Source organism: Dickeya sp. ws52 (assembly GCF_007210685.1).
GTDB classification, from domain to species: Bacteria; Pseudomonadota; Gammaproteobacteria; order Enterobacterales; family Enterobacteriaceae; genus Dickeya; species Dickeya chrysanthemi.
This window is the reverse complement of the sequence record NZ_SZVX01000008.1, coordinates 89,737-111,010: the sequence shown is the minus strand read 5'-3', so window position 1 is coordinate 111,010 and position 21,274 is coordinate 89,737. Positions and strand designations below refer to the sequence as shown.

At 56.6% G+C, this 21,274-nt stretch carries 21 protein-coding genes; 14 read left to right on the top strand and 7 right to left on the bottom strand.

The annotated features are described in order from the left end of the window. Positions 1 to 148: 148 nt before the first annotated feature. Entirely contained in the window at positions 149 to 946 is a 798-nt protein-coding gene (locus FDP13_RS09685) for an HNH endonuclease (RefSeq protein ID WP_015847971.1), read from the bottom strand. Positions 947 to 1,154: 208 nt separating this feature from the next. On the opposite strand from FDP13_RS09685, the gene FDP13_RS09680 reads away from it, so the two are divergent. Continuing rightward, complete coding sequence (locus tag FDP13_RS09680; protein WP_050516126.1) at positions 1,155 to 2,552, top strand: MFS transporter; 1,398 nt, start codon at positions 1,155 to 1,157, stop codon at positions 2,550 to 2,552. Here FDP13_RS09680 and FDP13_RS09675 read toward each other — a convergent pair. Then, entirely contained in the window at positions 2,515 to 3,978 is a 1,464-nt protein-coding gene (locus tag FDP13_RS09675; RefSeq protein WP_033576622.1) for a PLP-dependent aminotransferase family protein, read from the bottom strand. The genes FDP13_RS09680 and FDP13_RS09675 overlap by 38 nt on opposite strands. 106 nt (positions 3,979 to 4,084) lie before the next feature. Between FDP13_RS09675 and FDP13_RS09670 the strand changes: the two genes are divergently transcribed. The 3 genes from FDP13_RS09670 to FDP13_RS09660 all read left to right on the top strand — a co-directional run bounded on the left by FDP13_RS09670 (position 4,085) and on the right by FDP13_RS09660 (position 5,569). After that, the gene (locus FDP13_RS09670) at positions 4,085 to 4,534 is read left to right on the top strand and encodes a GNAT family N-acetyltransferase (protein ID WP_143839371.1); all 450 of its coding nucleotides are present in this window, start codon (positions 4,085 to 4,087) and stop codon (positions 4,532 to 4,534) included. Further along, positions 4,531 to 4,962: a carboxymuconolactone decarboxylase family protein gene (locus FDP13_RS09665; RefSeq protein WP_143839323.1), complete on the top strand. Its 432-nt coding sequence runs from the start codon at positions 4,531 to 4,533 to the stop codon at positions 4,960 to 4,962. The genes FDP13_RS09670 and FDP13_RS09665 overlap by 4 nt, the downstream gene beginning before the upstream one ends. A 229-nt stretch (positions 4,963 to 5,191) precedes the next feature. Beyond that, positions 5,192 to 5,569 (top strand): HNH endonuclease, encoded by a 378-nt coding sequence (locus FDP13_RS09660; RefSeq protein ID WP_027713266.1) that lies wholly within the window; start codon positions 5,192 to 5,194, stop codon positions 5,567 to 5,569. Between the two features lie 66 nt (positions 5,570 to 5,635). Here FDP13_RS09660 and FDP13_RS09655 read toward each other — a convergent pair whose 3' ends face one another. Next, complete coding sequence (locus FDP13_RS09655) at positions 5,636 to 6,427, bottom strand: DeoR/GlpR family DNA-binding transcription regulator (protein WP_015847967.1); 792 nt, start codon at positions 6,425 to 6,427, stop codon at positions 5,636 to 5,638. A 345-nt stretch (positions 6,428 to 6,772) separates the two neighbouring features. On the opposite strand from FDP13_RS09655, the gene FDP13_RS09650 reads away from it, so the two are divergent. The 9 genes from FDP13_RS09650 (at position 6,773) to FDP13_RS09610 (ending at position 16,006) form a co-directional block, all read left to right on the top strand. Further along, entirely contained in the window at positions 6,773 to 7,576 is an 804-nt protein-coding gene (locus FDP13_RS09650; RefSeq protein WP_143839322.1) for a transketolase, read from the top strand. Beyond that, positions 7,576 to 8,499: a transketolase family protein gene (locus tag FDP13_RS09645; protein WP_199886318.1), complete on the top strand. Its 924-nt coding sequence runs from the start codon at positions 7,576 to 7,578 to the stop codon at positions 8,497 to 8,499. The genes FDP13_RS09650 and FDP13_RS09645 overlap by 1 nt, the downstream gene beginning before the upstream one ends. A gap of 13 nt (positions 8,500 to 8,512) precedes the next feature. Continuing rightward, positions 8,513 to 9,316: a GolD/DthD family dehydrogenase gene (locus FDP13_RS09640; protein ID WP_143839321.1), complete on the top strand. Its 804-nt coding sequence runs from the start codon at positions 8,513 to 8,515 to the stop codon at positions 9,314 to 9,316. 92 nt (positions 9,317 to 9,408) lie between these two features. Beyond that, complete coding sequence (locus FDP13_RS09635; protein ID WP_033576617.1) at positions 9,409 to 10,344, top strand: D-ribose ABC transporter substrate-binding protein; 936 nt, start codon at positions 9,409 to 9,411, stop codon at positions 10,342 to 10,344. A gap of 44 nt (positions 10,345 to 10,388) precedes the next feature. Beyond that, entirely contained in the window at positions 10,389 to 11,012 is a 624-nt protein-coding gene (locus FDP13_RS09630) for a DUF2291 family protein (RefSeq protein ID WP_143839320.1), read from the top strand. Continuing rightward, positions 11,012 to 12,610, top strand: a complete 1,599-nt coding sequence (locus tag FDP13_RS09625; protein ID WP_143839369.1) for a sugar ABC transporter ATP-binding protein — start codon at positions 11,012 to 11,014, stop codon at positions 12,608 to 12,610. Before FDP13_RS09630 ends, FDP13_RS09625 begins: the two co-directional genes overlap by 1 nt. Before the next feature lie 16 nt (positions 12,611 to 12,626). Next, positions 12,627 to 13,694 carry an ABC transporter permease gene (locus FDP13_RS09620; RefSeq protein ID WP_143839319.1) on the top strand — a complete coding sequence of 356 codons (1,068 nt, stop codon included), beginning with the start codon at positions 12,627 to 12,629 and terminating at the stop codon, positions 13,692 to 13,694. Continuing rightward, a complete protein-coding gene (locus FDP13_RS09615) occupies positions 13,687 to 15,198 on the top strand; it encodes an FGGY family carbohydrate kinase (RefSeq protein ID WP_143839318.1) in 1,512 nt (503 codons plus the stop codon). Before FDP13_RS09620 ends, FDP13_RS09615 begins: the two co-directional genes overlap by 8 nt. Positions 15,199 to 15,208: 10 nt before the next feature. Beyond that, positions 15,209 to 16,006, top strand: coding sequence for an SDR family oxidoreductase (locus tag FDP13_RS09610; RefSeq protein ID WP_143839317.1), 798 nt, complete (start codon positions 15,209 to 15,211; stop codon positions 16,004 to 16,006). A gap of 84 nt (positions 16,007 to 16,090) precedes the next feature. Here the strand turns inward: FDP13_RS09610 and FDP13_RS09605 are convergent, their stop codons facing one another. The 4 genes from FDP13_RS09605 to FDP13_RS09590 form a co-directional block, all read right to left on the bottom strand. Beyond that, positions 16,091 to 16,753 (bottom strand): cytolytic delta-endotoxin, encoded by a 663-nt coding sequence (locus tag FDP13_RS09605; protein ID WP_143839316.1) that lies wholly within the window; start codon positions 16,751 to 16,753, stop codon positions 16,091 to 16,093. 279 nt (positions 16,754 to 17,032) lie between these two features. Beyond that, positions 17,033 to 17,644 (bottom strand): type-1Ba cytolytic delta-endotoxin, encoded by a 612-nt coding sequence (locus FDP13_RS09600; protein WP_143839315.1) that lies wholly within the window; start codon positions 17,642 to 17,644, stop codon positions 17,033 to 17,035. A 34-nt stretch (positions 17,645 to 17,678) separates the two neighbouring features. Further along, positions 17,679 to 18,278, bottom strand: coding sequence for a type-2Aa cytolytic delta-endotoxin (locus FDP13_RS09595; RefSeq protein ID WP_027713253.1), 600 nt, complete (start codon positions 18,276 to 18,278; stop codon positions 17,679 to 17,681). A 70-nt stretch (positions 18,279 to 18,348) separates the two neighbouring features. Then, positions 18,349 to 18,984 (bottom strand): delta-endotoxin CytB, encoded by a 636-nt coding sequence (locus FDP13_RS09590; protein ID WP_015847954.1) that lies wholly within the window; start codon positions 18,982 to 18,984, stop codon positions 18,349 to 18,351. 721 nt (positions 18,985 to 19,705) lie between these two features. Between FDP13_RS09590 and FDP13_RS09585 the strand changes: the two genes are divergently transcribed. Next, positions 19,706 to 21,250 (top strand): ABC transporter substrate-binding protein, encoded by a 1,545-nt coding sequence (locus tag FDP13_RS09585; RefSeq protein ID WP_143839314.1) that lies wholly within the window; start codon positions 19,706 to 19,708, stop codon positions 21,248 to 21,250. Positions 21,251 to 21,274 lie beyond the last annotated feature (24 nt).

Here is a 21,274-nt window from a genome sequence, read left to right as displayed (position 1 = left end):
TCGAATTATTTTGGGTATATCAGGAATAAATTTGAGAAAATAAATAATAACAATGGGTTGAGCGGTTTTTTGCCCGTTCCTTTGTTGGGGGTGGATAATGGATAAATTTCGGCGATAAGGCCAATGAATAGATTTAATCTGTAATTAGTCAGGCTAATACAGCAATCGACTCATGTTTGCCGAAGAGATTCTCGCGATGGTGACGAATATGCGCGAGATTGGGCGCATGATGGGGTTCTTTCGGCAAGCGGAGTTGCTTGCCTTCGTATTGTTCAAACTGACTTTGCACTATGTCGCTGGTCAGTGCGTTGAGGCGCGGCGAGAGCAATAACTCCAGATGATCGTTAAACCCGATCAACCCTTGGTCAAAGGCTTTATCGTGCAGCGCAGATAAGCACAGCCCGTTACTCGGGTCTAAGCGGTGCTCGGCGATGTCTTTCCACGGGCGAATATGACTGGCGATCAATAAGATCGGTTCTTCCAATCCGGTAATACAGCAGCGTTCGTCGTATGCCTTCAACACCCGCTTGCGAAACTGTTGCTGACCAACGCGGACGGTAGTGATGGCCATACGCTCGTGCCCGTAGTAGTCGGGCGGCGTGTCTTCCTGCGCATGTAATGGGGCCTCATCCGGCGCGGTTAACGTTGCGATGGCCTGCTGACATTGTTGATTGAAGGCTTGCGGATCGCGTTCCAGCTCTTGCCACAGTTGCCTGTCGGCCTTGGAAGCCTGGCTTAATCCAGTGCGTCCGGAGTCGATGATGACCGGGTCCAGACTGGCGATATTCACCAGTTTCATCGCCAACGCGGAGGGCGTTCTGCCAATCAGCTTGGCGTAGTAGATAATCTCGGGATTACGCGAATGGAGCTTGCCGAACGAAAGCCGGCTGTACAGCGTAAACGCAACCAATAATTGGTCGCGTGTCCAAAGCGTGGGGGCGGCCATGCGTTTTCCCGAAAGTGAATAGATAGTGTTAGTCGAAGCGTTAACTATGCCAGGCGGCGAGGTAAAAATCATGGGGTTCATCAACAGGATGGCGCACGATTTGCCGAGCGTATCAATTGCACCCCCCAACTAAACCCAGTAGGGTAACGGGTACAAAAAACGTGCGGCGTGTGGCCTGCCGTACATTCCACATCTTTCATCTTCGGACATGATTTTGAACGCTGCTGTTACCTCTCAGAGTGCGGGGTCCGCTGTCGACGGATTACCGATGCCGGCGCGTCTCGGCGCCATTTTCGCGATTGCATTCGGCATTGCCATGGCGGTGTTGGACGGGACGTTGGTCAACGTGGCGCTGCCTACCATCGCCGCAGATTTCAACACCAGCCCGGCGTCTTCCATCTGGATCGTCAATGCGTATCAACTGGCGATCACCATGGCGTTGCTGTCGCTGTCGTCGCTGGGCGATATCGTCGGTTACCGCCGGGTCTATTTGGTGGGGCTGGTGCTGTTTACCCTGATGTCGTTTGTCTGCGCATTGTCGGATTCACTGACGACGCTGACGCTGGCGCGCATTCTGCAAGGGCTGGCGGCGGCGGCGCTGATGAGCGTCAACACCGCGTTGATTCGGCTGATTTACCCCAAAGACCGGCTGGGGCGCGGTATGGCGATCAACTCGCTGGTGGTGGCGGTGTCCACCGCCGCCGGGCCGACCATCGCCGCCGGGATTCTGGGCGTAGCGTCATGGCAGTGGCTATTTGCCATCAATGTGCCGTTCGGCTTGGCCGCGATGGCTCTGGGCTGGCGTTTCCTGCCGCATAACGACGGGGTGAGGGCACAGCGCTTCGACGCGCCGAGTGCGCTGCTGAATGCGCTGACCTTCGGGTTGTTCTTTATCGCGCTGGGCGGCGTCGCTCATGGTCAAAGCGTGTGGATGGTGCTGGGCGAACTGGCGCTCACCGTGCTGATCGGCGGCTATTTTTTCCGGCGGCAGTTGAATCAGCCTTATCCGCTGTTGCCGGTGGATCTGCTGCGTATTCCGGTGTTTGCGCTGTCGGTTGGGACTTCGGTCAGTTCGTTCTGCGCGCAGATGCTGGCGATGGTGTCGCTGCCGTTCTATTTCCAAAGCGTATTGGGGATGAATGAAATCGAAACCGGCCTGCTGCTGACGCCCTGGCCGCTGGCGATCATGGCGGTAGCTCCGCTGGCCGGGCGCTGGCTGGAACGCGTCAACGCCGGAGTCTTGTGCACCATCGGGTTGTCGTTGTTCGCGCTGGGGCTGTTCTCGCTGGCTTGGCTGCCGGCTTCGCCGGGTTATCTGGATATTTGCCTGCGTATGGTGTTGTGCGGCATCGGTTTTGGGCTGTTTCAGTCGCCGAACAATCACACCATTATCAGTGCTGCGCCCCGTCATCGCAGCGGCGGGGCCAGCGGTATGCTGGGCACCGCCCGGTTGGTGGGGCAGACCGCCGGCGCGGCGCTGGTGGCGCTGATGTTCAACCTGTTCGGCGGGCAAGGCACCCATGCCGCGCTGATTACCGCCGGGGTCTTTGCTGCGCTGGCGGCGGTGGTCAGCGGTCAGCGGATTTCGCGGTTGAATGTCGACTAGTCAGGGTGCGCTGAAGCGACGGTAAGGCGCAGAGGCGCTGCGTAAGCTGATACGCCTGCTGCGCACTCACCAGATTGGTGAACCCGAGAAGTAATCCTTCCTCGTGGTCCGGCTGTTGCCGCCATTGGCTCAGTGCCTGAATGAATAACCCGGCGCAGGCCGCTTCTGCCGCGATATCTGCATCGTGCGCGCTTCCCGGCGGCAGGCGGGCCAGCAGTTGCATACCGCCCGCACTGGCGTGAAGCTGCAATCGGTGGTCGGCAAGGGTGGTGAGCGCATCTTGCAGATAACGGCGACGCTCGGCGTAGAGCACCCGCATTTTTCTGATATGTCGGGCAAAATATCCCCGTTCCATAAAGTCGGCTGCGGTGGCTTGCGGCAGGATGAACCCGTTACTGTGCAGGAGATGCGCCGTTTGCCGAAATACCCCGAGCTGCGCCTGCGGCACCACCAGATAAGCCAGCCTGAGACCGGGGAAAAACACCTTACTGAAGGTGCCGGTGTAAATAACCCGTTCGTCGTTATCCAGACTTTTTAGTGCCGGCAATGGCCGACCGTGATAGCGGAATTCACTGTCGTAATCATCTTCGATAATCCACGCTTCCCGGCGCGCCGCCCACGTCAGCAACGCCAAACGCCGCGGCAACGAGAGCGCGACGCCAAGCGGGCTTTGGTGGGTTGGCGTGACAACGGCGAAGCGGGCGTGCCCTGCATATTGCTCGCCTGCGGCCACATCAAGACCTTCTTCATCCACCGATACCGGGGCCAGTTGCATACCGGCGTGCAGCAGAAAGCGCCGCGCCAACGGGTAGCCGGGGTCCTCATACCAGCCCAGATCGCCGGGGGTGAGCAGCGATCGACAGATCAAATCCAGCGAGCAGTGATAACCGGCGGTGATGAAAACCTGTTGCTCTGAGCAGGCGATACCCCGAGAGACACCGAGATAGGCGGCAATCGCGCGGCGTAACGGCAGGTATCCCTGCGGGTCAGGGTAGGCCAGCGTCTCACCGGCCAGTGTTCGCAGGCATTGTGCCGTCAGTCGGTTCCAGGTTTTGCGTGGAAAGGCATCCAGCGCCGGTAAGCCCAACTGGAACGGCAGAATCGCCGGAGGTTGCGGTTCGGCTTGCTGGCGGGACAGCGACGGGGCGACGGGGGGATGGCCCGGCGTCAGGTTGGTCAAACCGGGGGAGACGATCGTCCCTGCCGGACCCCGCGGCAACAGGTAACCTTCGCTGGTGAGTCGCTGATAGGCGGTTTCTACCGTGCCGCGCGCCAGATTCAGCTCGCTGGCCAGGCTGCGAACCGAAGGAACACGCTCGCCGGGGCGTAATTGCCCGCAGGCGATAGCATCGCGGATCCGCAGATAAAGCTGTTGATTGAGTGGTGTGGAAGGCGCCGGCAAAAACGGTCTGGTCAGAAAATCCATCGCTATGTCCTTATCAAAATGACAGATCTTGCCTCTGTTGAGTAGGCCATTGTTGGCCTACAGTAGCCCGCATTGCAACCATGTTGAGGGCGTAAGGCTCGAAATGATGGCTGATATTCATCTGGCATCGGCCGGTAGGCAGGCTGAGCAACGGGCGTGTTTTAGTCTGATGCAGGTCTTGCGGCCGCATTTAACCGACCGCGAGCAATTTGTTCGCCAGGTGCAACGGCAGGCGCAGCATGGCTACCAGTTGTTGGTCGCCTGGCAGGCCGATGTTGCGCTTGGGCTGGCCGGCTATCGGGTGCAGGAAAATCTGGTGTATGGGCGCTTTCTGTACGTTGATGATCTGGTATGCCGGGATGAGGTGCGCGGGCACAGCATCGGCGATCGGCTGATGCAGGCGATGTATCAGGAAGCGGCCCGCGCGCAGTGTGCTCAACGGGTGTTGGACTCTGCGTTATCCAATGCGTTAGCCCATCGTTTCTACTTTCGCCAGGGGCTGTTGGCGCGAGCCCTACGTTTTAACGCGCCGATCCACAGTGGAGAAACACTTTGAATACATTACGTTTTCCGTATGCCACGCTGTCGCCGGAGGCCTATCAGGGGCTGTTGACGACCAAAAACGCACTGGAGAAAAGTACGCTTGGCCTTGAACTGATCGAACTGGTTTATTTACGCATTTCCCAAATCAACGGCTGTGCCTTTTGTTTAAACCTGCACGCAGGATGGTTGCGGCGTGCAGGCGTCAGCAATGAAAAAGTGGATAGTCTGGCAGGGTGGCGGGTGTGTTCGTTATACAGCCCACGTGAGCAGGCAGCGCTGGCGTGGACGGAATCACTGGCCGACGTGGCGCAGACCCATGCACCGGATGCGGATTTCGCACCGCTGCGCGACCACTTCACCGAGGCGGAGATCGCCGATCTGTGTTTTGCCATTGCCCTGATGAGCGCGTTCAATCGTCTGGCTATCGGGGCTCGCCAGTAACTAGCTGATACCGGGGGGCTTTGCTGCGCTGGCGGCGGTGGTCAGCGGTCAGCGGATTTCGCGGTTGGCGGTGTCTTGAGGCATGTGTGCGGTAGATCATCGCGCTGGATTATGCAGTTAACGGTATAACCGCTACTTTCATCGAACAGTTAATGCGTTACGCCGATTAACGGATAGTGGGTTTTGACGACAATCCTCCTGCCACTATGTGCAACGAGGAGATCAAACTATGTATGGCAATAATCCAGAGATCGCGTGGGATCAAAGTAATGCAACCAACAAAGGCAAAGTGATCGACCGGGCGATAAGAAATAATCAGTGCCGGGTTATAGATTTCCCGGACGGTGGGCGACGGATCGTGTTCCAGTGTGTTCATTGTAAGAACTGGATAACGGAAGAGGCGGTTGAGGCCGACCATTATCCGGAACCTTCCAACCCTGCCCTGGCGAATAATGATGATATTAGCCGGCTGGTGCTGGCCTGTCGGCCGTGTAATGCGGCGAATATTCAGAACACCCAACAGATGAAGACCAGAGGGCAACTGAAACTGGCGGGAGAAAACCGCAAGTATACGGAAGTCCGCGTTAATGGCCAACGCGTCGGCTAACGGCCAGAGAGCTGGCCGTGTCCCGCAAGGGCGCGGCCATCTCATGGTAATTCCGGGGGGCGGCGCTCATGACGCCACCATCACCGTGACCCCCAGCGCTTCGAACGCGTTGACCGCCTCCTGGCTGATGCCGGCGTCGGTAATCAGGTAGTGGATGTTGCTCCAGTCGCACGGCAGGGCAAACATCGACACCTTGCCTATCTTGCTGGAGTCCGCCACCACATACACCGTCTTGGCGGAGCGGATCATCGCGCTTTTGACTTTGATGTCGGTCTCACTGGGGAAGCTCAGCCCCATGCGCGGGGAGATGGCGGCGGTGGCGAGGAACAGTTTTTCGGCCAGCACGTTTTCGAAAAAGCTGGCGGCCTTTTCACCCGAAGTGGAGAGGGTAGGAAACTTGAAGGTGCCGCCGGTCAGCAGAATGTTGATGCCGGGTTCGCCGCCCAGTTTGAGCGCGATATTGACCGCGGTGGTGATAACCGACAGCCGGTGAATATCCGTCAGGTGTTCGACGATAGCGGTAGTGGTGGTGCCGGAATCGAAAATCACCGTGTCGCCGTTTTCTATCTGCGTGGCAGCCAGCCGACCAATGGCATCTTTCTCTGCCAGATTGATCTGCCGTTCCAGCAGCAAGGCACCGGTATTTTGCTTGCCGGTCACCAGCGTTGCACCGCCGTAATAACGCTGAACGTAACCCTCTTTTTGTAATTCGCGCAGATCGGTGCGGATCGTGGCTTCGGTCAGCCCGAAGGTTTCGGTCAACATTTTCACGGTGACGGTGCCGTCTTCGCGCACCATCTCCAGAATTTTTTCCCTGCGTTGCTGCATATCCGCCAGTTGTTCACTTTTGCTTTTCAATCGAAACTCTCCTGTACCCAAACTGGTGACGATGTTCCGCCGTCAACCCGCTAATTGACAGCAAGTTTACCCTTCACCTGCGCGGAATGCGAGGTGAAGGCGGCGAAAAAGCATGGACATTTTCGCTGATCCTGCGAGGCGATCCCCCCTCTTCTTCCACCGTTCACGCCGGCCGTTCGCGCCTTTTTGCCGGATCACGCCGTTCTCTTCGTGGTGTTATTTTGATCTGCTTTTGTTTGATATTTGATCTCGTCCACAGAATAGGCTAAACAGAGCGTGTATGTTTTCGATCGAAAATCAATTGAAAGTGATCGGGAGCGATTCGTCAGCGATCAGGAGGTAAGGGTGGACGTACAGACAATCAGACAGACAGCGCGACAAGCCCGGCGCTATGTGTTGCAGATGAATCATCGGGCGGGCAAAGGGCACACCGGCGCGGACCTGTCGGAGGTGGATATTATCTGCACCCTGTTTATGGCGGTGATGGATCGTTCGCAGGCGCGGCCGAATCAGGATCGTTTCATTTTGTCGAAGGGCCACGGCGCGGGCGGGTTGTACTGTAGCGCTGCGGCGATGGGGCTGATTGACCCGGTGATACTGGATCAGTTTATGGGTGACGACACGCTGCTGGCCGGCCATCCGATTCACCAGAAACTGCCGGATCTGGTGGAGATCAACTCCGGGGCGTTGGGGCATGGGCTGTCGATCGGCGCCGGGCTGGCGCTGGGTAACAAACTGGCAAGCCGTGCGCATCGCCGCGTTTTTGTGCTGATGGGCGACGGTGAACTGGCGGAAGGCTCCAACTGGGAAGCGGCGATGGCCGCCAGCAAATTCCGGCTGGATAACCTGGTGGCCATTGTCGATCGAAACCGTCTGCAACTGGCGGGCAAAACCGAAGACATCATGCCGCTGGAGCCGCTGGCGGATAAATGGCGCGCTTTCGGCTTCGAGGTTATCGAGTGCGATGGCCATGACCCCGCCGCCATCATCGACGCGGTAAACGCCCCGACCATTGGCAAGCCGCGGGTGATCCTCGCCAATACCGAAAAAGGGCACGGTATTTCGTTTATGGCGAATGTTCCGGCCTGGCACCACGCGGTGCCGAATGATCAACAGCTGGCGCAGGGGCTGGCGGAGCTGGAGGAGTGATGATGCAAGATTTACGTGATGCGGTAGTCGCCGCGCTGCTCGAAGAGCAAAACGCGGGCGCTAATTTGTGCGTCGTGGTGGCGGATTCCACCTCCACGTCGAAAATCGCACCGTTCGAGAAAGCCTTCCCCGAACGGGTGGTGAACGTCGGGATTGCCGAGCAAAACATGGTCGGGATGGCGACGGGTCTGTCGCTGAGCGGCCCGACGGTGTTTACCGCTAATGCCGCGCCGTTTTTGCTGGCACGTTCTAACGAACAGGTGAAGAACGATATCTGTTATACCGACGCCAACGTCAAAATGCTGGGGCTGAACGCCGGGTTTGCCTACGGCCCGCTGGGGGCGACCCACCACTGCATGAACGATATCGCGATTGCCCGTTCGTTCGGCAATTTGCAGATATTCGCCCCGGCGGATGCGATGCAGGCCAGCGCGATCGCACGCTATGCCATTCATCATCGCGGGCCGGTGTATATCCGTATGGACAGCGACAAAGTGCCGGTGCTGCATGAGGCCGGCTGGTCGCTGACGCCGGGCAAGCCGGAGGTGGTGCGGCAGGGGAGCGATGTGGTGGTGTTCTGCCTCGGCACCCTTGTCCATGAGGCGCTGGCCGCTGCGACGGACGCCACCATCGTGTCCTTACCTTCACTGTGGCCTTTGGATGAAATGTCACTGTTGGAAATTATTAGTCAACACCAGTATGTGATCTCGATGGAAGAACACGTACTCAGTGGTGGCCTTGGCAGCATCATTGGTGAATTGTTGCACAAACACCATTTGAGGCAGCGCTTCATTTCACTGGGTGTCCCGCCTTATGAGTTTACCCATAGCAGCAGCCGCAGCGCATTGCGGCGTCAGTTCCATATCGATGCGGCCGGACTGCGCTTAACCCTGGAACAGCTTGCGTTACGCACCATTGCCTGAGGAGAACAACCTGATGAGTCATGACAACGAGTATGACGTGAATTTGCGTTATGGCGTGGATACCGGGCTCAGCCTGAACGACAAGGTGGCGGTGGTCACCGGTGGGCTGGGCGGTATCGCCATGGCGAGCAACGAGATGTTGCTGGAAAAAGGCGCGCGTCTGGCGCTGCTGTATCCCACGTTTGAGCGCGACAAGGCGGCGCAGGCCGCCGAACAGTTTGACCCGACGCGAGTGCTGCTGGTCGAGTGCGACGTCACCGCGCCCGCCGAGGTGGAAAACGCGTTTGCCACCGTCGCGGCGCACTACGGCCAGCTAGATATCCTGGTCAACTGCGCCGGCTACGTGATGCTGCAACCGGTGCTGGAAACCGATTTCGACGAATGGCAAAAGCAGCTTGCCGTCAACCTGACCGGCCCGTTCCTGTGCTCGCAGGCGGCGGCGCGCCACATGGTGGCTGCCGGTCGCGGCGGCAAGATTATCAATATTGCCTCGCAAGCGGCGTCTATCGCTATCGATAACCATGTGGCCTACACCTCTGCCAAGGCGGGGTTGCTGGGGATGACCAAAGTGATGGCGAAAGAGCTGGCGCCGCACCACATCAACGTCAACACGCTGTCACCGACGGTAGTGCTGACGCCGATGGGCGAGAAAGCCTGGCGCGGTGAGAAAGGCGAAGCGATGAAAAAGCTGATCCCGCTCGGGCGTTTTGCCTACACCGATGAAATTGCCGCCGCAGTGCTGTTTTTCGCCAGTAACGGCAGCGACATGATCACCGGCGCGGATTTGATGATCGACGGCGGGTTCACCATCTGGTGATGGCCGGAACACACTACCAATAGATTTAAAAAACAATTGATTACGCTGTTTCGCTGTACCCCGACAATAACGAAAGATAGAGAGATATCATCATGAAATTGCGTTCAATGCTGTTAACTGCCGCCATCACCAGTGCCTTATCGCTGACCGCCCACGCGGCGGAAAAAGGCACCATCATGATTCTGGTCAATTCGCTGGATAACCCTTACTACGCCTCGGAAGCGAAAGGGGCGGACAAGAAAGCACAGGAGCTGGGGTATAAAACCACGGTGCTTTCCCACGGTGAAGACGTGAAGAAACAAAGCGAGCTTATCGACGCCGCCATCGGCAAGAAAGTACAGGGCATCGTGCTGGATAACGCCGATTCCACCGCCAGCGTCGCGGCGATCAAAAAAGCGAAGGCCGCCGGTATTCCGGTGGTGCTGATCAACCGCGAAATCCCGGTGGATGACGTGGCACTGGTGCAGATTACCCACAATAACTTCCAGGCGGGCTCCGACGTTGCCAACGTGTTCGTCGAAAAGATGGGCGAAAAAGGCAAGTACGCCGAGCTGACCTGTAGCCTGGCGGACAACAACTGTGTGACCCGCTCTAAATCCTTCCATCAGGTGTTGGATCAGTACCCCGGCATGGTGAGCATCGCCCGTCAGGATGCCAAAGGTACGTTGATCGACGGCAAACGCATCATGGACAGCATCCTGCAGGCGCACCCGGACGTGAAAGGGGTGATCTGCGGCAATGGTCCGGTGGCGTTGGGCGCGATTGCCGCGCTGAAAGCCGCCGGCCGTAACGATGTGGTGGTGGTCGGCATCGACGGCAGTAACGATGAGCGTGACGCGGTGAAAGAAGGCTCGCTGAAGGCCACCGTGATGTTGCAGGCGCAGGCCATCGCCGCGCAGGGCGTGACCGACCTCGACAACTATCTCCAAAAGGGCGTGCAACCCGCCAAACAGCGCGTGATGTTCCGCGGCATCCTGATCCAACAGGGTAACGCGAGCAAGGTGCAAGACTTCAACTTCAAATCCTGAGTCCATGCCGTCGCGCCCCTGCGGGGGCGCAGAAGGAGAAGAGTATGTCCAGACAAGTCTGGCTGGCGCTGGCCATTCTTGGGTTGGGCGGATGCCGCATCGTCTCGCAACAGGAGCTGGCCGACCTGCGTCATCCCCCCAATCCCCATATGGCGAATATCGGGCAAACCTGGCAGCAGAAGCTGGTGCCGCAACTGGTCAACGAGGCGCGCCCGCTTGCCGCCCTGATGAAAGACCTGCAAAGCAGCAGCGATATGGACGCCGCCTGCAAGCAGTTTGGTTACCGTTCGCAGGATGAAAACGCCTGCGTGTTCACGGCGCGTATTACCGGCACGGTAGAACAAATCGATACCGCCTCGCGCAGCGGCAAAATGCGGCTTAAAGACGCCGACGGCGAGAGCGTGTCGGTGCAACTGGGGCCGACGTTGCGCGGCACCGACTTGCGCGACAGTTATAAAGGCGCCAGTTATCAGGATTTTAACGACCAGGTGCTGTACGGCGATTTCGGCCGGGGCATCAACCAGCAGGCACTGGCGATGATTCAGGCGGCGCACCCGAAAGTGGGCGACCGGCTCGACGTAGTGGGGGTGTTCAGTAGCTGGGATATCCCGCAGGCGGTGCCGGACATCACACCGGCGCAGATAACGCGTGACGGCAAGGGGGGATGATGGCTGACATGAGCATACCGATGAGAGCGGCGATAATGCCGACGGCACCGGCAGTCACCACGACATCGCCGACGACGCAGGCTGAGACCGCGCCGGAGGTGATTATCGAAACCCGCGACCTGTCGCGCGTCTATCCGGGGGTGACCGCGCTTGATCAGGTCAACTACCGGGTGTATCGCAATCAGGTCAACGTGCTGATCGGTGAAAACGGCGCGGGTAAATCTACCATGATGAAGATGCTGGCCGGGGTGGAAACGCCGTCGTCCGGGCAGATTCTGCTGGACGGCAAACCGGTGACGCTGGGCTCGACCCAGCAGGCGGAACGGCAGGGCATCAGCATCATCTTTCAGGAACTGAACCTGTTCCCCAACATGAACGTGATGGACAACATCTTCATCGCCAATGAGTTTTTCCAGCGCGGCGTCATCAACGAAAAATTCCAGTACGCGCTGGCGAAAACCTTGCTGGAGCGGCTGGAGCTGGACGTTGATCCCTATACGCCGCTCGGCGAGCTGGGGATCGGCCATCAGCAACTGGTAGAGATCGCCCGCGCGTTATCCAAAGACACCCGGGTGCTGATCATGGACGAGCCGACCTCGGCGCTGAGCCAGTCGGAGGTAAAGGTGCTGTTCGGGGTGATCGAGCAGCTCAAGCGGCGCGGCGTCACTATCATTTACATCTCCCACCGGCTGGAAGAGCTGATGGAGATTGGCGACCACATCACCATTTTCCGCGACGGCCGTTTCATCTGCGAACGTGAAGTGCGCCACGCCAGCGTGCCCTGGATCATCGAACAGATGGTCGGCGACAAGAAAAAGCATTTTGACTACCAGCCTGCGCCGCAGGAGGACACCGTGCTGACGGTGAGCGGGCTGACGGCGCTGCACCAAAGCGGCGGTTATCGCCTGAACGACGTCTCTTTCAGCCTGCGCAAAGGCGAAGTGGTGGGGATTTACGGCCTGCTGGGTGCCGGGCGTACCGAGCTGTTCAAAGGTCTGATCGGCCTGATGCCGTGCCAGCAGGGTAGCGTGCAACTCAACGACGACTGCCTTGACGGGCTGGGGTTTCGCCAGCGGCTGGAAAAAGGTATCGCGCTGGTGCCGGAAGACCGGCAGGGCGAAGGCATGGTGCAGTTGATGTCTATTCGCGCCAACATGACGCTCTCTTCGTTGAGCCTGCGCGGTTTCTGGCGCGCCTGGTCATGGCTGCGTGAACCGGACGAGGCTCGCCAGGTGGATGAGATGGTGCGCCAACTGGCTATCAAGGTCAGCGACGACGAACTGCCCATCACTTCGCTGTCCGGCGGCAACCAGCAGAAAGTGGTGCTGGGCAAGGCGCTGATGACCCGGCCGCAGGTGGTACTGCTCGACGAACCAACCCGCGGTATCGACGTCGGCGCCAAAACCGATGTCTACCACCTGATTGGGCGTATGGCGCAGCAGGGACTCTCGGTGATGTTTTCGTCGTCCGAACTGGACGAAGTGATGGCGCTGGCGGACCGCATTCTGGTGATGGCTGACGGCCACATCACCGCCGATCTGCCGCGCAGTCAGGTCACCCGCGAAATCCTCATCAGCTCTTCCACCCCTCACGACTAACCGGCCGGAGTTCATCATGAGTCAAAAATACACGCTGTATATGTACCTGCTGAAGGCCCGAACTTTTATCGCGTTGCTGATCGTTGTCGCTTTCTTCAGCCTGATGGTGCCGAACTTTCTCACCCTTTCTAACCTGCTGATCATGACCCAGCACGTGGCGATCACCGGGTTGCTGGCCATCGGCATGACGCTGGTGATCCTCACCGGCGGCATCGATCTTTCCGTCGGTGCGGTGGCCGGTATCTGTGGCATGGTGGCCGGCGCGCTGCTTACCAACGGCATTCCGCTGTGGGGCGGCAATATCCTGTTTCTCAACGTGCCGGAGGTGATCCTGGTCGTCTCGGTGCTGGGGATGCTGATCGGGCTGGTCAACGGTGTGGTGATCACCCGGCTGGTGGTGGCGCCGTTCATCTGTACGCTGGGCATGATGTATGTCGCCCGTGGTCTGGCGCTGTTGTTCAACGACGGCAGCACCTACGCCAACCTCAACGGTATGCCGGCGTTGGGCAACACCGGCTTCGCTTTGTTAGGTTCCGGTACGCTGCTCGGTATTTACCTGCCGATCTGGCTGATGCTGGTGTTTTTGCTGCTCGGGCTGTACCTGACGCGCAAAACCCCGCTGGGCCGCTATATCTACGCCATCGGCGGCAATGAATCCGCCGCCCGTCTCGCCGGGGTGCCGATCGTCAACGTAAAAATCTTCGTCTACGCCTTTTCCGGCCTGTGCGCGGCGCTGGTAGGGCTGGTGGTGGCCTCGCAATTGCAAACCGCTCATCCGATGACCGGCAACATGTTCGAGATGGACGCCATCGGTGCCACCGTGCTGGGCGGCACTGCGCTGGCAGGCGGCCGTGGGCGGGTTTCCGGTTCGATCATCGGTGCGTTTGTGATCGTGTTTTTGGCCGACGGCATGGTGATGATGGGCGTCAGCGACTTCTGGCAGATGGTGATCAAGGGGCTGGTGATCGTCACTGCGGTGGTGATCGACCAGTTCCAGCAACGGCTGCAAAACAAGGTGGTCATGATGCGTCGCCACGAAAAAAAGCAGGCGGTTAACCCGCTGTCGGAGGTGAGCCATGTCTAGAGACATGATCATCGCGCTCGACGAAGGCACCAGCAACGTCAAGGCGGTGGCGATCGACATTCATGGTCAGGTGGCGGCGCGCGCGTCTCGCCCGCTGCGTTTGGTGACCCCGCACGCCGGCTGGGTGGAGCAGGACGGTGAGGCGTTGCTGGCCGGGTCATTCGCGGTGGTGCGCGAGGTGATAGCCCAGGTGGGGGCTGAGCGGGTCGCGGCGCTGGCCGTCAGCAACCAGCGGGAAACCGCCATCGGCTGGCAACGCGATACCGGCCAGTCGATCTCCCCGGCGCTGACCTGGCAATGCTCCCGTTCCGCACCGTTTTGCGAACAGTTACGGCATAACCAGCAGGAGGCCGCCATCCGTGCGGCGACCGGGTTGCCGGTGGCCCCGCTGTTCTCCGGCTCGAAAATGCGCTGGCTACTGGACAACACGCCGGACGGCCACGCCCGCGCGGCACGCGGTGAGATTTGCCTCGGCACCATTGATGCCTGGCTACTGTGGCACCTGACCGGCGGGCGGCAGTTCCGTTGCGATCTCTCCAACGCCGCCCGCACCCAGTTGCTGAATCTGCACCACCTGCAATGGGATGAGGCGATGTTGGCGCTGTTTGGTATTCCACACGCCGCGTTGCCGGAACTGATGCCGTCGGCCGGTGAGTTCGGCGTGACCTGCGGTGTGCCCGGCGTGGCGGACGGCATCCCGATTCTGGCGATGGTGGGGGATTCCCACGCCGCGCTGTACGGCCACGGGCTGGGGCGTGCAGGTGGGGTAAAAGCGACTTACGGCACCGGCTCGTCGGTGATGGCCCCGTTGGGGGTGCCGGATACCCGCATCACCTCGCTGGCGACTACCGTCGCCTGGCACGATGGCGAACGGGCGGTCTATGCGCTGGAGGGGAATATCCCCCACACCGGCGACGGCGTAGCCTGGATGTTACAGGCCACCGGGCTGAACGCCCTGCCGGAGACGGCGCTGAATCAGGCATTGCAGACGTTGCCCGCCAGTATCGAGTCTACCGATGGGGTGTATTTCGTCCCGGCGCTGACCGGCGCGGGCGCGCCCTGGTGGAACGATCAGGCGCGCGGCGTGATGTGCGGGCTCAGTCGCGGCAGTGGTCAGGCGCATCTGGTACGTGCCGCTCTGGAGGCGATCGCCTACCAGATTGCCGACGTGGTGGCGGCGATGAAGCAGCACCCGGATTTTCATCTGAATCGGCTGATGGTGGACGGCGGGCCGACCCGCAACGCCTGGCTGATGCAGTTTCAGGCCGACCTGCTGGGTTGCCCGGTGGCGCGCAGCACCACCACCGAACTTTCGGCGCTGGGGGCCGGGCTGCTGGCGCGGCGCACGCTGGGCTGGTTGAGCGATCAGCAACTGGAGCCGTTACTGCCGACGCACGACAGTTGGTTGCCGGACGAGGCGCGCCATCAGCGTTATCAGGCGAGCCGGCAAGGGTGGCAGGAAGCGGTACAGCGTACCTTGTGGCAGGCGAGTCATCATGAGTGAGGAGCAGACGATGCAACGTGATTTTCATGGGAAGACGGTAGTGATTACCGGCGCCTGCCGCGGGATCGGTGCCGGTATCGCCGAACGATTTGCCCGCGACGGCGCTCATCTGGTGATGGTGTCCAACTCGGAACGGGTGATGTCGACGGCGCAGGAGATACAACACCGCTATGACGCAGAGGTGTTGCCACTGGTGGTGGATGTCACCGATGAAGAACAGGTGCAGACGCTGTATCAGCAGGCGGCAGAGCGCTTCGGGCAGATTGACGTGTCGGTACAGAACGCCGGGATAATCACCATCGATTACTTTGACCGGATGCCGAAGGCCGATTTCGAGCGGGTGCTGGCGGTGAATACCACCGGCGTATGGCTGTGCTGCCGCGAGGCGGCGAAATATATGGTGAAGCAGCAGCACGGTTGCCTGATCAATACCTCGTCCGGTCAGGGCCGCAAAGGCTTTATCTATACGCCGCACTATGCCGCCAGCAAGATGGGCGTCATCGGCATTACCCAGAGCCTGGCACAAGAACTGGCCCCGTGGAACATCACCGTCAACGCGTTTTGCCCCGGCATCATCGACAGTGAAATGTGGGACTACAACGACCGGGTATGGGGTGAAATCCTCAGCACGGAGGAAAAACGCTACGGCAAAGGGGAACTGATGGCGGAGTGGGTGCAAGGCATCCCGCTCAAACGCGCCGGCAAGCCGGAAGATGTGGCCGGGCTGGTGGCGTTTCTCGCATCAAGCGACGCGCGCTACATCACCGGCCAGACGATCAATGTGGACGGCGGGTTGATCATGTCGTGAGGGGGGAGCATGGTGATTACCGGTCGCGCAGCGCCTGCCCCCACGCTGATTTCGCTCACGACGCAGTGGGGGCTGAGGGCGGCGTTATCCTGATAATGCCTGGCTGACTTTTAAGCCATCCAGATTCACGGCATAGCAGGCGTGGGATGAAATGGTGATAAACAGCACTTTTTCTTCGCTCACATCGACGTTAACCAACATGCCCAACGGGATGGCAATGAGCCGTTGGTTTTGTTGAATGGCAAATAATAAGTTGTAGCTATAACTGGTGCTGTTGCTGCTTTCCTTTGACCAAAAGATCCACGCGCTTTCACTGTTGCGGTTCAGATTTAAAAATCCTGTTTTGATGGAGTCCATAATTTTATTCTTGAGCGAATCGGAAATCGAACCGCCGATCACGGCATCAATATGATCGGAAACGATCGCAATGGTTTTTTCAGGAGAATCGCTGGCGACGTGAAAATCAATCACGTGGTCGATGGTTAAGCCAGCCGCATTGGCAACGTCGATGGCTTTGGGTGTATCAAAGCTCAGGGTAGAGGTTAACGCGTTTTGAAATACCCGACTGATGGTCAACGCCTGGGGAATATATTGTGCCTCAACATTGAACAGGGTTTTGAAATGCAGAGGCTGCTCTGCTTCTGTCCGTAAGCCATATCCTGTCATGACGCTTGGCGGCGAGATGATATTCAGTACGATCGGGCTGTTATAGAGAGTCGGATGTAAGTCGTCGGTAATATGCAACATAAAATCCCTTAGAGCCTATCTCAGTAGGTCTATTTCACTTGCCATTTTGGCCCTGGGCAGTGCTCGAAATCCTCACGTACTACGTGTACGCTCCGGGTTACTCGCTGCGCTCGCCCGTTGGGCCGGACAAAGTGCTTTGTCCGTTCAACATGCAACGCATGTTGTCTGCGCGCTGTCCGAGTCCAAACTGGCTGCGCCAATAACGCCTACTGGGATAGGCTATTATTCAGGTTAATTCAATGATGCCAGGCGGAGTCATCAGCCGGAGTGGGTTGCGGATTACTCCAGTGGTGCGACAATCTGAAATCCTTTTATGGATATCGTAATCTCTTCTTTTTTCAAGATTAAACGCCAGTCTTTGGTGCTGAATATATCGGTAATGGCGGTGCTGGGCGTGACGGTGATGATAAGCGGGCCTGCGGCCATCATCGCGCCGGTTTCTTCACCTTGCGCCACAATAAATAAACTGTATGAATAACTGGTTACCTGATGGTTTGCATTGGGCTGGGTATTGATATGAAACCAGGGTTTATCTTTTTGCGTATCCAGGTCGCAGAATGCATGAGACAACACATTTTGAATATACGCATCGTGGCTAATACCCAGCACACCTTCAATTTTCAATTGCTCGGATAACGCCGTGGTTAAGGCGGAAAGTGTGTCGAATGATTTTTTGAGGGTCATATTGTTGGTGGCTACAATCGCCAGATCAGGTTGCGACTGGGCTTTTTTCACCGCCTTCGCCATATCCAACTGACCGTTATCATCAACGTCATGGACAAAAAGCTGAGCCAGACGTATCGCCTGCGCATAATAGCGTTCGTCTTGCAGGTTGAGGAACACCTGATAGGGAAAGGTATTGCCATCGTCTGGATAAATTTCTATGCTCATATTATCACCGTGTATAAATCGTTGCGTTTTTCCGCTATTCGGCCTTCAGCGCCTCAACAATCACCATACTCTTGAAGTTCATTTTTTGGGTAATGGATGAGCCTGCGACTAATGCCAGAACATTCGCACTGGCTCTGGTAATGGTAATGTCGACGCTGGTTAACTGACCCACTATAACCGAGCCGGTATCCGCATTTTGTGTGACATCAAACATATTATATTGATAACTCAATGTGTTTGATTCTTCGCTGAAGATCGTAAAATAATTACCGTTTTTTTGCGCATTCAGGTCGATAAAGGCTTTGGCGGCGATACCGAACGCCATCCAGTTTTCTGTTGCGGCACCTTGTACCATCCGGATGAGGTTTTGAAGCTGGTCAATGGCGACCCAGACCTGAGAGAGGTTACTGTTTCCTTTTACGGTATGTGTGCCGACCACCGCCAGAGTATCGTGACTTTTGGCAATCGATAGCGCTTTTTCGAAACTAATTCCCTCTTGGGGAATACAGGCTTCATTGAAAATATTCGCCATATTGATGGCCTGAGAAACGTATTTTAAATCAACGTTTAGCGTAACGCTGAAATTCTTATTCTCATCGGCGACATTAGTCGGATTTAATGTGATATTGTTCATCTCAGTGCCTTAGTGAATATCCAATTAGGATAAGAGTAAAAATGCCATGCCGGGCATGGCATTTTCAGCGTCAGGATTTGAGTGCTTCAACAACAGTGATGGATTTCACATTAACAGAATAATTGTGTTTATCTTTTGTGGTAATCCACAGTACCTGTTGTTTATCGACATCGACGGTAATGGTCAGGCCGATAGGTGCGGCAGCCATGACGGAACCGGTATCCTGATTGGCAACGGCAAATAAGATGTTGTAAGTGTATGTGGTTTTCGATTCGCTTTCTTTATTCCAGAAAATCCATTTACTTTCTTTTTGCGCATCAAGGTTGGTAAAACCTTGTTCAATGGTATTGGCAAATTTTTTATAGGTGGGACTGTCTTTATCCAGAACGACGCCGACAACGGTATCCAACAGCTTCATGACGTCATCCACCATGGCCGATACCTGATTGTTTTGCTTGGTAATAGATTGATTTATCGTACCGATAATCGCCATTTCCGGATGGTTTTTTACCAGATCGATGGCTTTATCAAAATTAAATTCGAGGTTATCTCCATTAATAGCATCCTGAAATACTCTCGACATGGCAATGGCCTGACCGACATATTTTGCAGGCATCTGGAATAACGTATTGAAATTGAGATCTGAATTTGAATCTTTTGCTATTAAGTCACTGCTGTTAAGCACGACAATATCGTCGAATTTCATTGTGATATTCTCCAGAGAAAAATATGTATACCCGTTATAATTCAGGTTGCAGGAAAAAATGCGTTGAGCGTCAGGGCAAGGATCGAATGCGCCTTGTAACGCGGCAATGCAGCTTGCTACGGCCCTAAAAGAGCAAGCAATAAAGCCAACCTATCTGCAACTCGAATTATTTTGGGTATAGATCGGTAATAAATATTTGCCATTTAAAACTAGGATTCATTTTTATAAATATCAAGCCGCGGTGAAGATATTTTATTCTTAACTGATGATTTGTTTTTTGCTAATCATTTGTTAGTTATATTTTAGCTTTAAATGAATTGGTGTTTATGTGGATAATATATTTTATTTTTCATGGTGATAAGGTTTTTTGATTTTTATTATTACTTTCAATGAAAGTGACTTTCTAAAAACAAGAAATAAACTTTGCTTATCATTCATCACGCAAATGGTGCAATCTGGTTGATTTTTTGCACTGAAATAGTACCTGCCGTTGTCAATCCGGCGTCGGCACTGGCTCGTCGCGTAGTCGCGTTCCCTCTCTTTTTATTATCGTCAGGGCGAATGAATCCCATACATATCAGTGCTTTCTCTTTTTGAGAAAGCGTATGTCGAAAATCGGTAACGAGAATAATCCTTATTTGGCGCTGCTCTTGCAACGTAACAGACGAATGTTTTTGTTGGTGACCATTTTTATTCGTCCTTTATTGTGGTGGAGAACAGCATGGCTCGTAATCTGGCAAGACATATTCGGAAATCTGTTCGGAAATATGCATTAACCGCATTACTGGCAGGTGTTTCTTGCGCCAGCTATGCCGGCAAACAAAACGACACGCTGGTTTACGCCTCCGACAGCGAGGTGGAAAACGTCAGCCCGTACCACAATAACATGCGCGAAGGGGTGATTCTGGCGCATCTCGCCTGGGATACGCTGATTTATCGCGATCCGAAAAGCGGAGAATACAAAGGCGAGTTGGCGACCGACTGGCAATGGGAATCGCCCACGGTATTACTGCTGCATCTGCGTAAAGGCGTGACCTTCCATAATGGCGATGCCTTTAGCGCCGATGATGTGGTGTATACCTTTCAGAGCATCGCCGGGCCGAATACCGCCTCGGTCATTCCGCAAAGCGTGGACTGGATCGATAAGGTGGAAAAAGTGGATGACCATACGGTACGCCTGCACCTGAAAAAACCGTTCCCGGCGGCGCTGGAATATTTATCCGGCCCGACGCCGATCTACCCCGCCCACTATTTCCAGCAGGTGAAACTGGAGGGCTTTAGCAAAGCGCCGGTCGGCACCGGGCCGTACAAGATAGTCAAGGTCACGCCGGGGCAGGGCGTGTCGATGGTGAAAAATCCGGGCTATTTCAAAGACAGCCCGATAGGGCAACCCAAAATCGGCAAGATGCAGTTTGTGGTGATCCGCGATCCGGAAGCACGAGTAGCGCAGTTGATGACCGGCCAGGTGGACTGGATCTGGCGCGTGGCGTCGGATCAGGTCGACTCGCTGTCGGCGATGCCGAATATCGCGGTGAAAAGCGGCGAAACCATGCGTGTCGGTTTTCTGCAACTGAACATCAATGCCGGTGGTGCGGAAGGCGCGCCGCTCAAAGACTTGCGTGTGCGTCAGGCCATCAACTATGCCGTCAATCGCCAGGCGATGGTGGATAACCTGGTGCGCGGCGGCAGTAAGCCGGTCTATTCCGCCTGTTTCCGTACCCAGACCGCCTGCGATACCAGCCAGGTGATCTCCTATCCCTACGACCCGGCCAAAGCCAAACAACTGCTGGCGGAGGCGGGTTATCCCAATGGCTTCGACACTGACTTGTGGGCCTACCGCGAGCGCGATTACGCCGAGGCTGTTATTGGCGATTTGCGCAAAGTCGGTATCCGTGCGCGGCTGCATTTCGTGCAGTACCCGGTGATGGCGAGTGCGCTGGCGTCCGGTCAGGCGCCGATGTCGTTCAGCACCTGGGGGTCTTTCTCCATCAATGACGCCACCGCGTTCGTTACCCCCTATTTCGGCGGCAAAGGCAGCGATATCTGGAAAGATCCTCAGGTGATCGCCGAACTGGCGCAGGCCGATGCGGTGGTAGACCCGCAACAGCGCCGTGCGCTGTACGCTACGCTGTTGGGGCGCATTTCCGCTCAGGCTTATATGGCACCGCTGTTCTCCTATTCCACCCATTATGCCTTTACTGCCGACCTGAATTTTCAGGACTGGCCGGACGAACTGCCGCGCTTCGCCGAAGCGAGCTGGAAGTAATCGCCGCCGGGGAACCGGCCTGCT

Coding starts and splice junctions, on each gene's coding strand:
- FDP13_RS09600 (WP_143839315.1), bottom strand. CDS start 17,644: ATGAGCATAGAAATTTATCCAGACGATGGCAATACCTTTCCCTATCAG.
- FDP13_RS09590 (WP_015847954.1), bottom strand. CDS start 18,984: ATGAAATTCGACGATATTGTCGTGCTTAACAGCAGTGACTTAATAGCA.
- FDP13_RS09645 (WP_199886318.1), top strand. CDS start 7,576: ATGATGCAAGATTTACGTGATGCGGTAGTCGCCGCGCTGCTCGAAGAG.
- FDP13_RS09670 (WP_143839371.1), top strand. CDS start 4,085: ATGGCTGATATTCATCTGGCATCGGCCGGTAGGCAGGCTGAGCAACGG.
- FDP13_RS09685 (WP_015847971.1), bottom strand. CDS start 946: ATGGCCGCCCCCACGCTTTGGACACGCGACCAATTATTGGTTGCGTTT.
- FDP13_RS09660 (WP_027713266.1), top strand. CDS start 5,192: ATGTATGGCAATAATCCAGAGATCGCGTGGGATCAAAGTAATGCAACC.
- FDP13_RS09595 (WP_027713253.1), bottom strand. CDS start 18,278: ATGAACAATATCACATTAAATCCGACTAATGTCGCCGATGAGAATAAG.
- FDP13_RS09620 (WP_143839319.1), top strand. CDS start 12,627: ATGAGTCAAAAATACACGCTGTATATGTACCTGCTGAAGGCCCGAACT.
- FDP13_RS09680 (WP_050516126.1), top strand. CDS start 1,155: ATGATTTTGAACGCTGCTGTTACCTCTCAGAGTGCGGGGTCCGCTGTC.
- FDP13_RS09585 (WP_143839314.1), top strand. CDS start 19,706: ATGGCTCGTAATCTGGCAAGACATATTCGGAAATCTGTTCGGAAATAT.
- FDP13_RS09605 (WP_143839316.1), bottom strand. CDS start 16,753: ATGTTGCATATTACCGACGACTTACATCCGACTCTCTATAACAGCCCG.
- FDP13_RS09675 (WP_033576622.1), bottom strand. CDS start 3,978: ATGGATTTTCTGACCAGACCGTTTTTGCCGGCGCCTTCCACACCACTC.
- FDP13_RS09635 (WP_033576617.1), top strand. CDS start 9,409: ATGAAATTGCGTTCAATGCTGTTAACTGCCGCCATCACCAGTGCCTTA.
- FDP13_RS09630 (WP_143839320.1), top strand. CDS start 10,389: ATGTCCAGACAAGTCTGGCTGGCGCTGGCCATTCTTGGGTTGGGCGGA.
- FDP13_RS09640 (WP_143839321.1), top strand. CDS start 8,513: ATGAGTCATGACAACGAGTATGACGTGAATTTGCGTTATGGCGTGGAT.
- FDP13_RS09615 (WP_143839318.1), top strand. CDS start 13,687: ATGTCTAGAGACATGATCATCGCGCTCGACGAAGGCACCAGCAACGTC.
- FDP13_RS09610 (WP_143839317.1), top strand. CDS start 15,209: ATGCAACGTGATTTTCATGGGAAGACGGTAGTGATTACCGGCGCCTGC.
- FDP13_RS09625 (WP_143839369.1), top strand. CDS start 11,012: ATGGCTGACATGAGCATACCGATGAGAGCGGCGATAATGCCGACGGCA.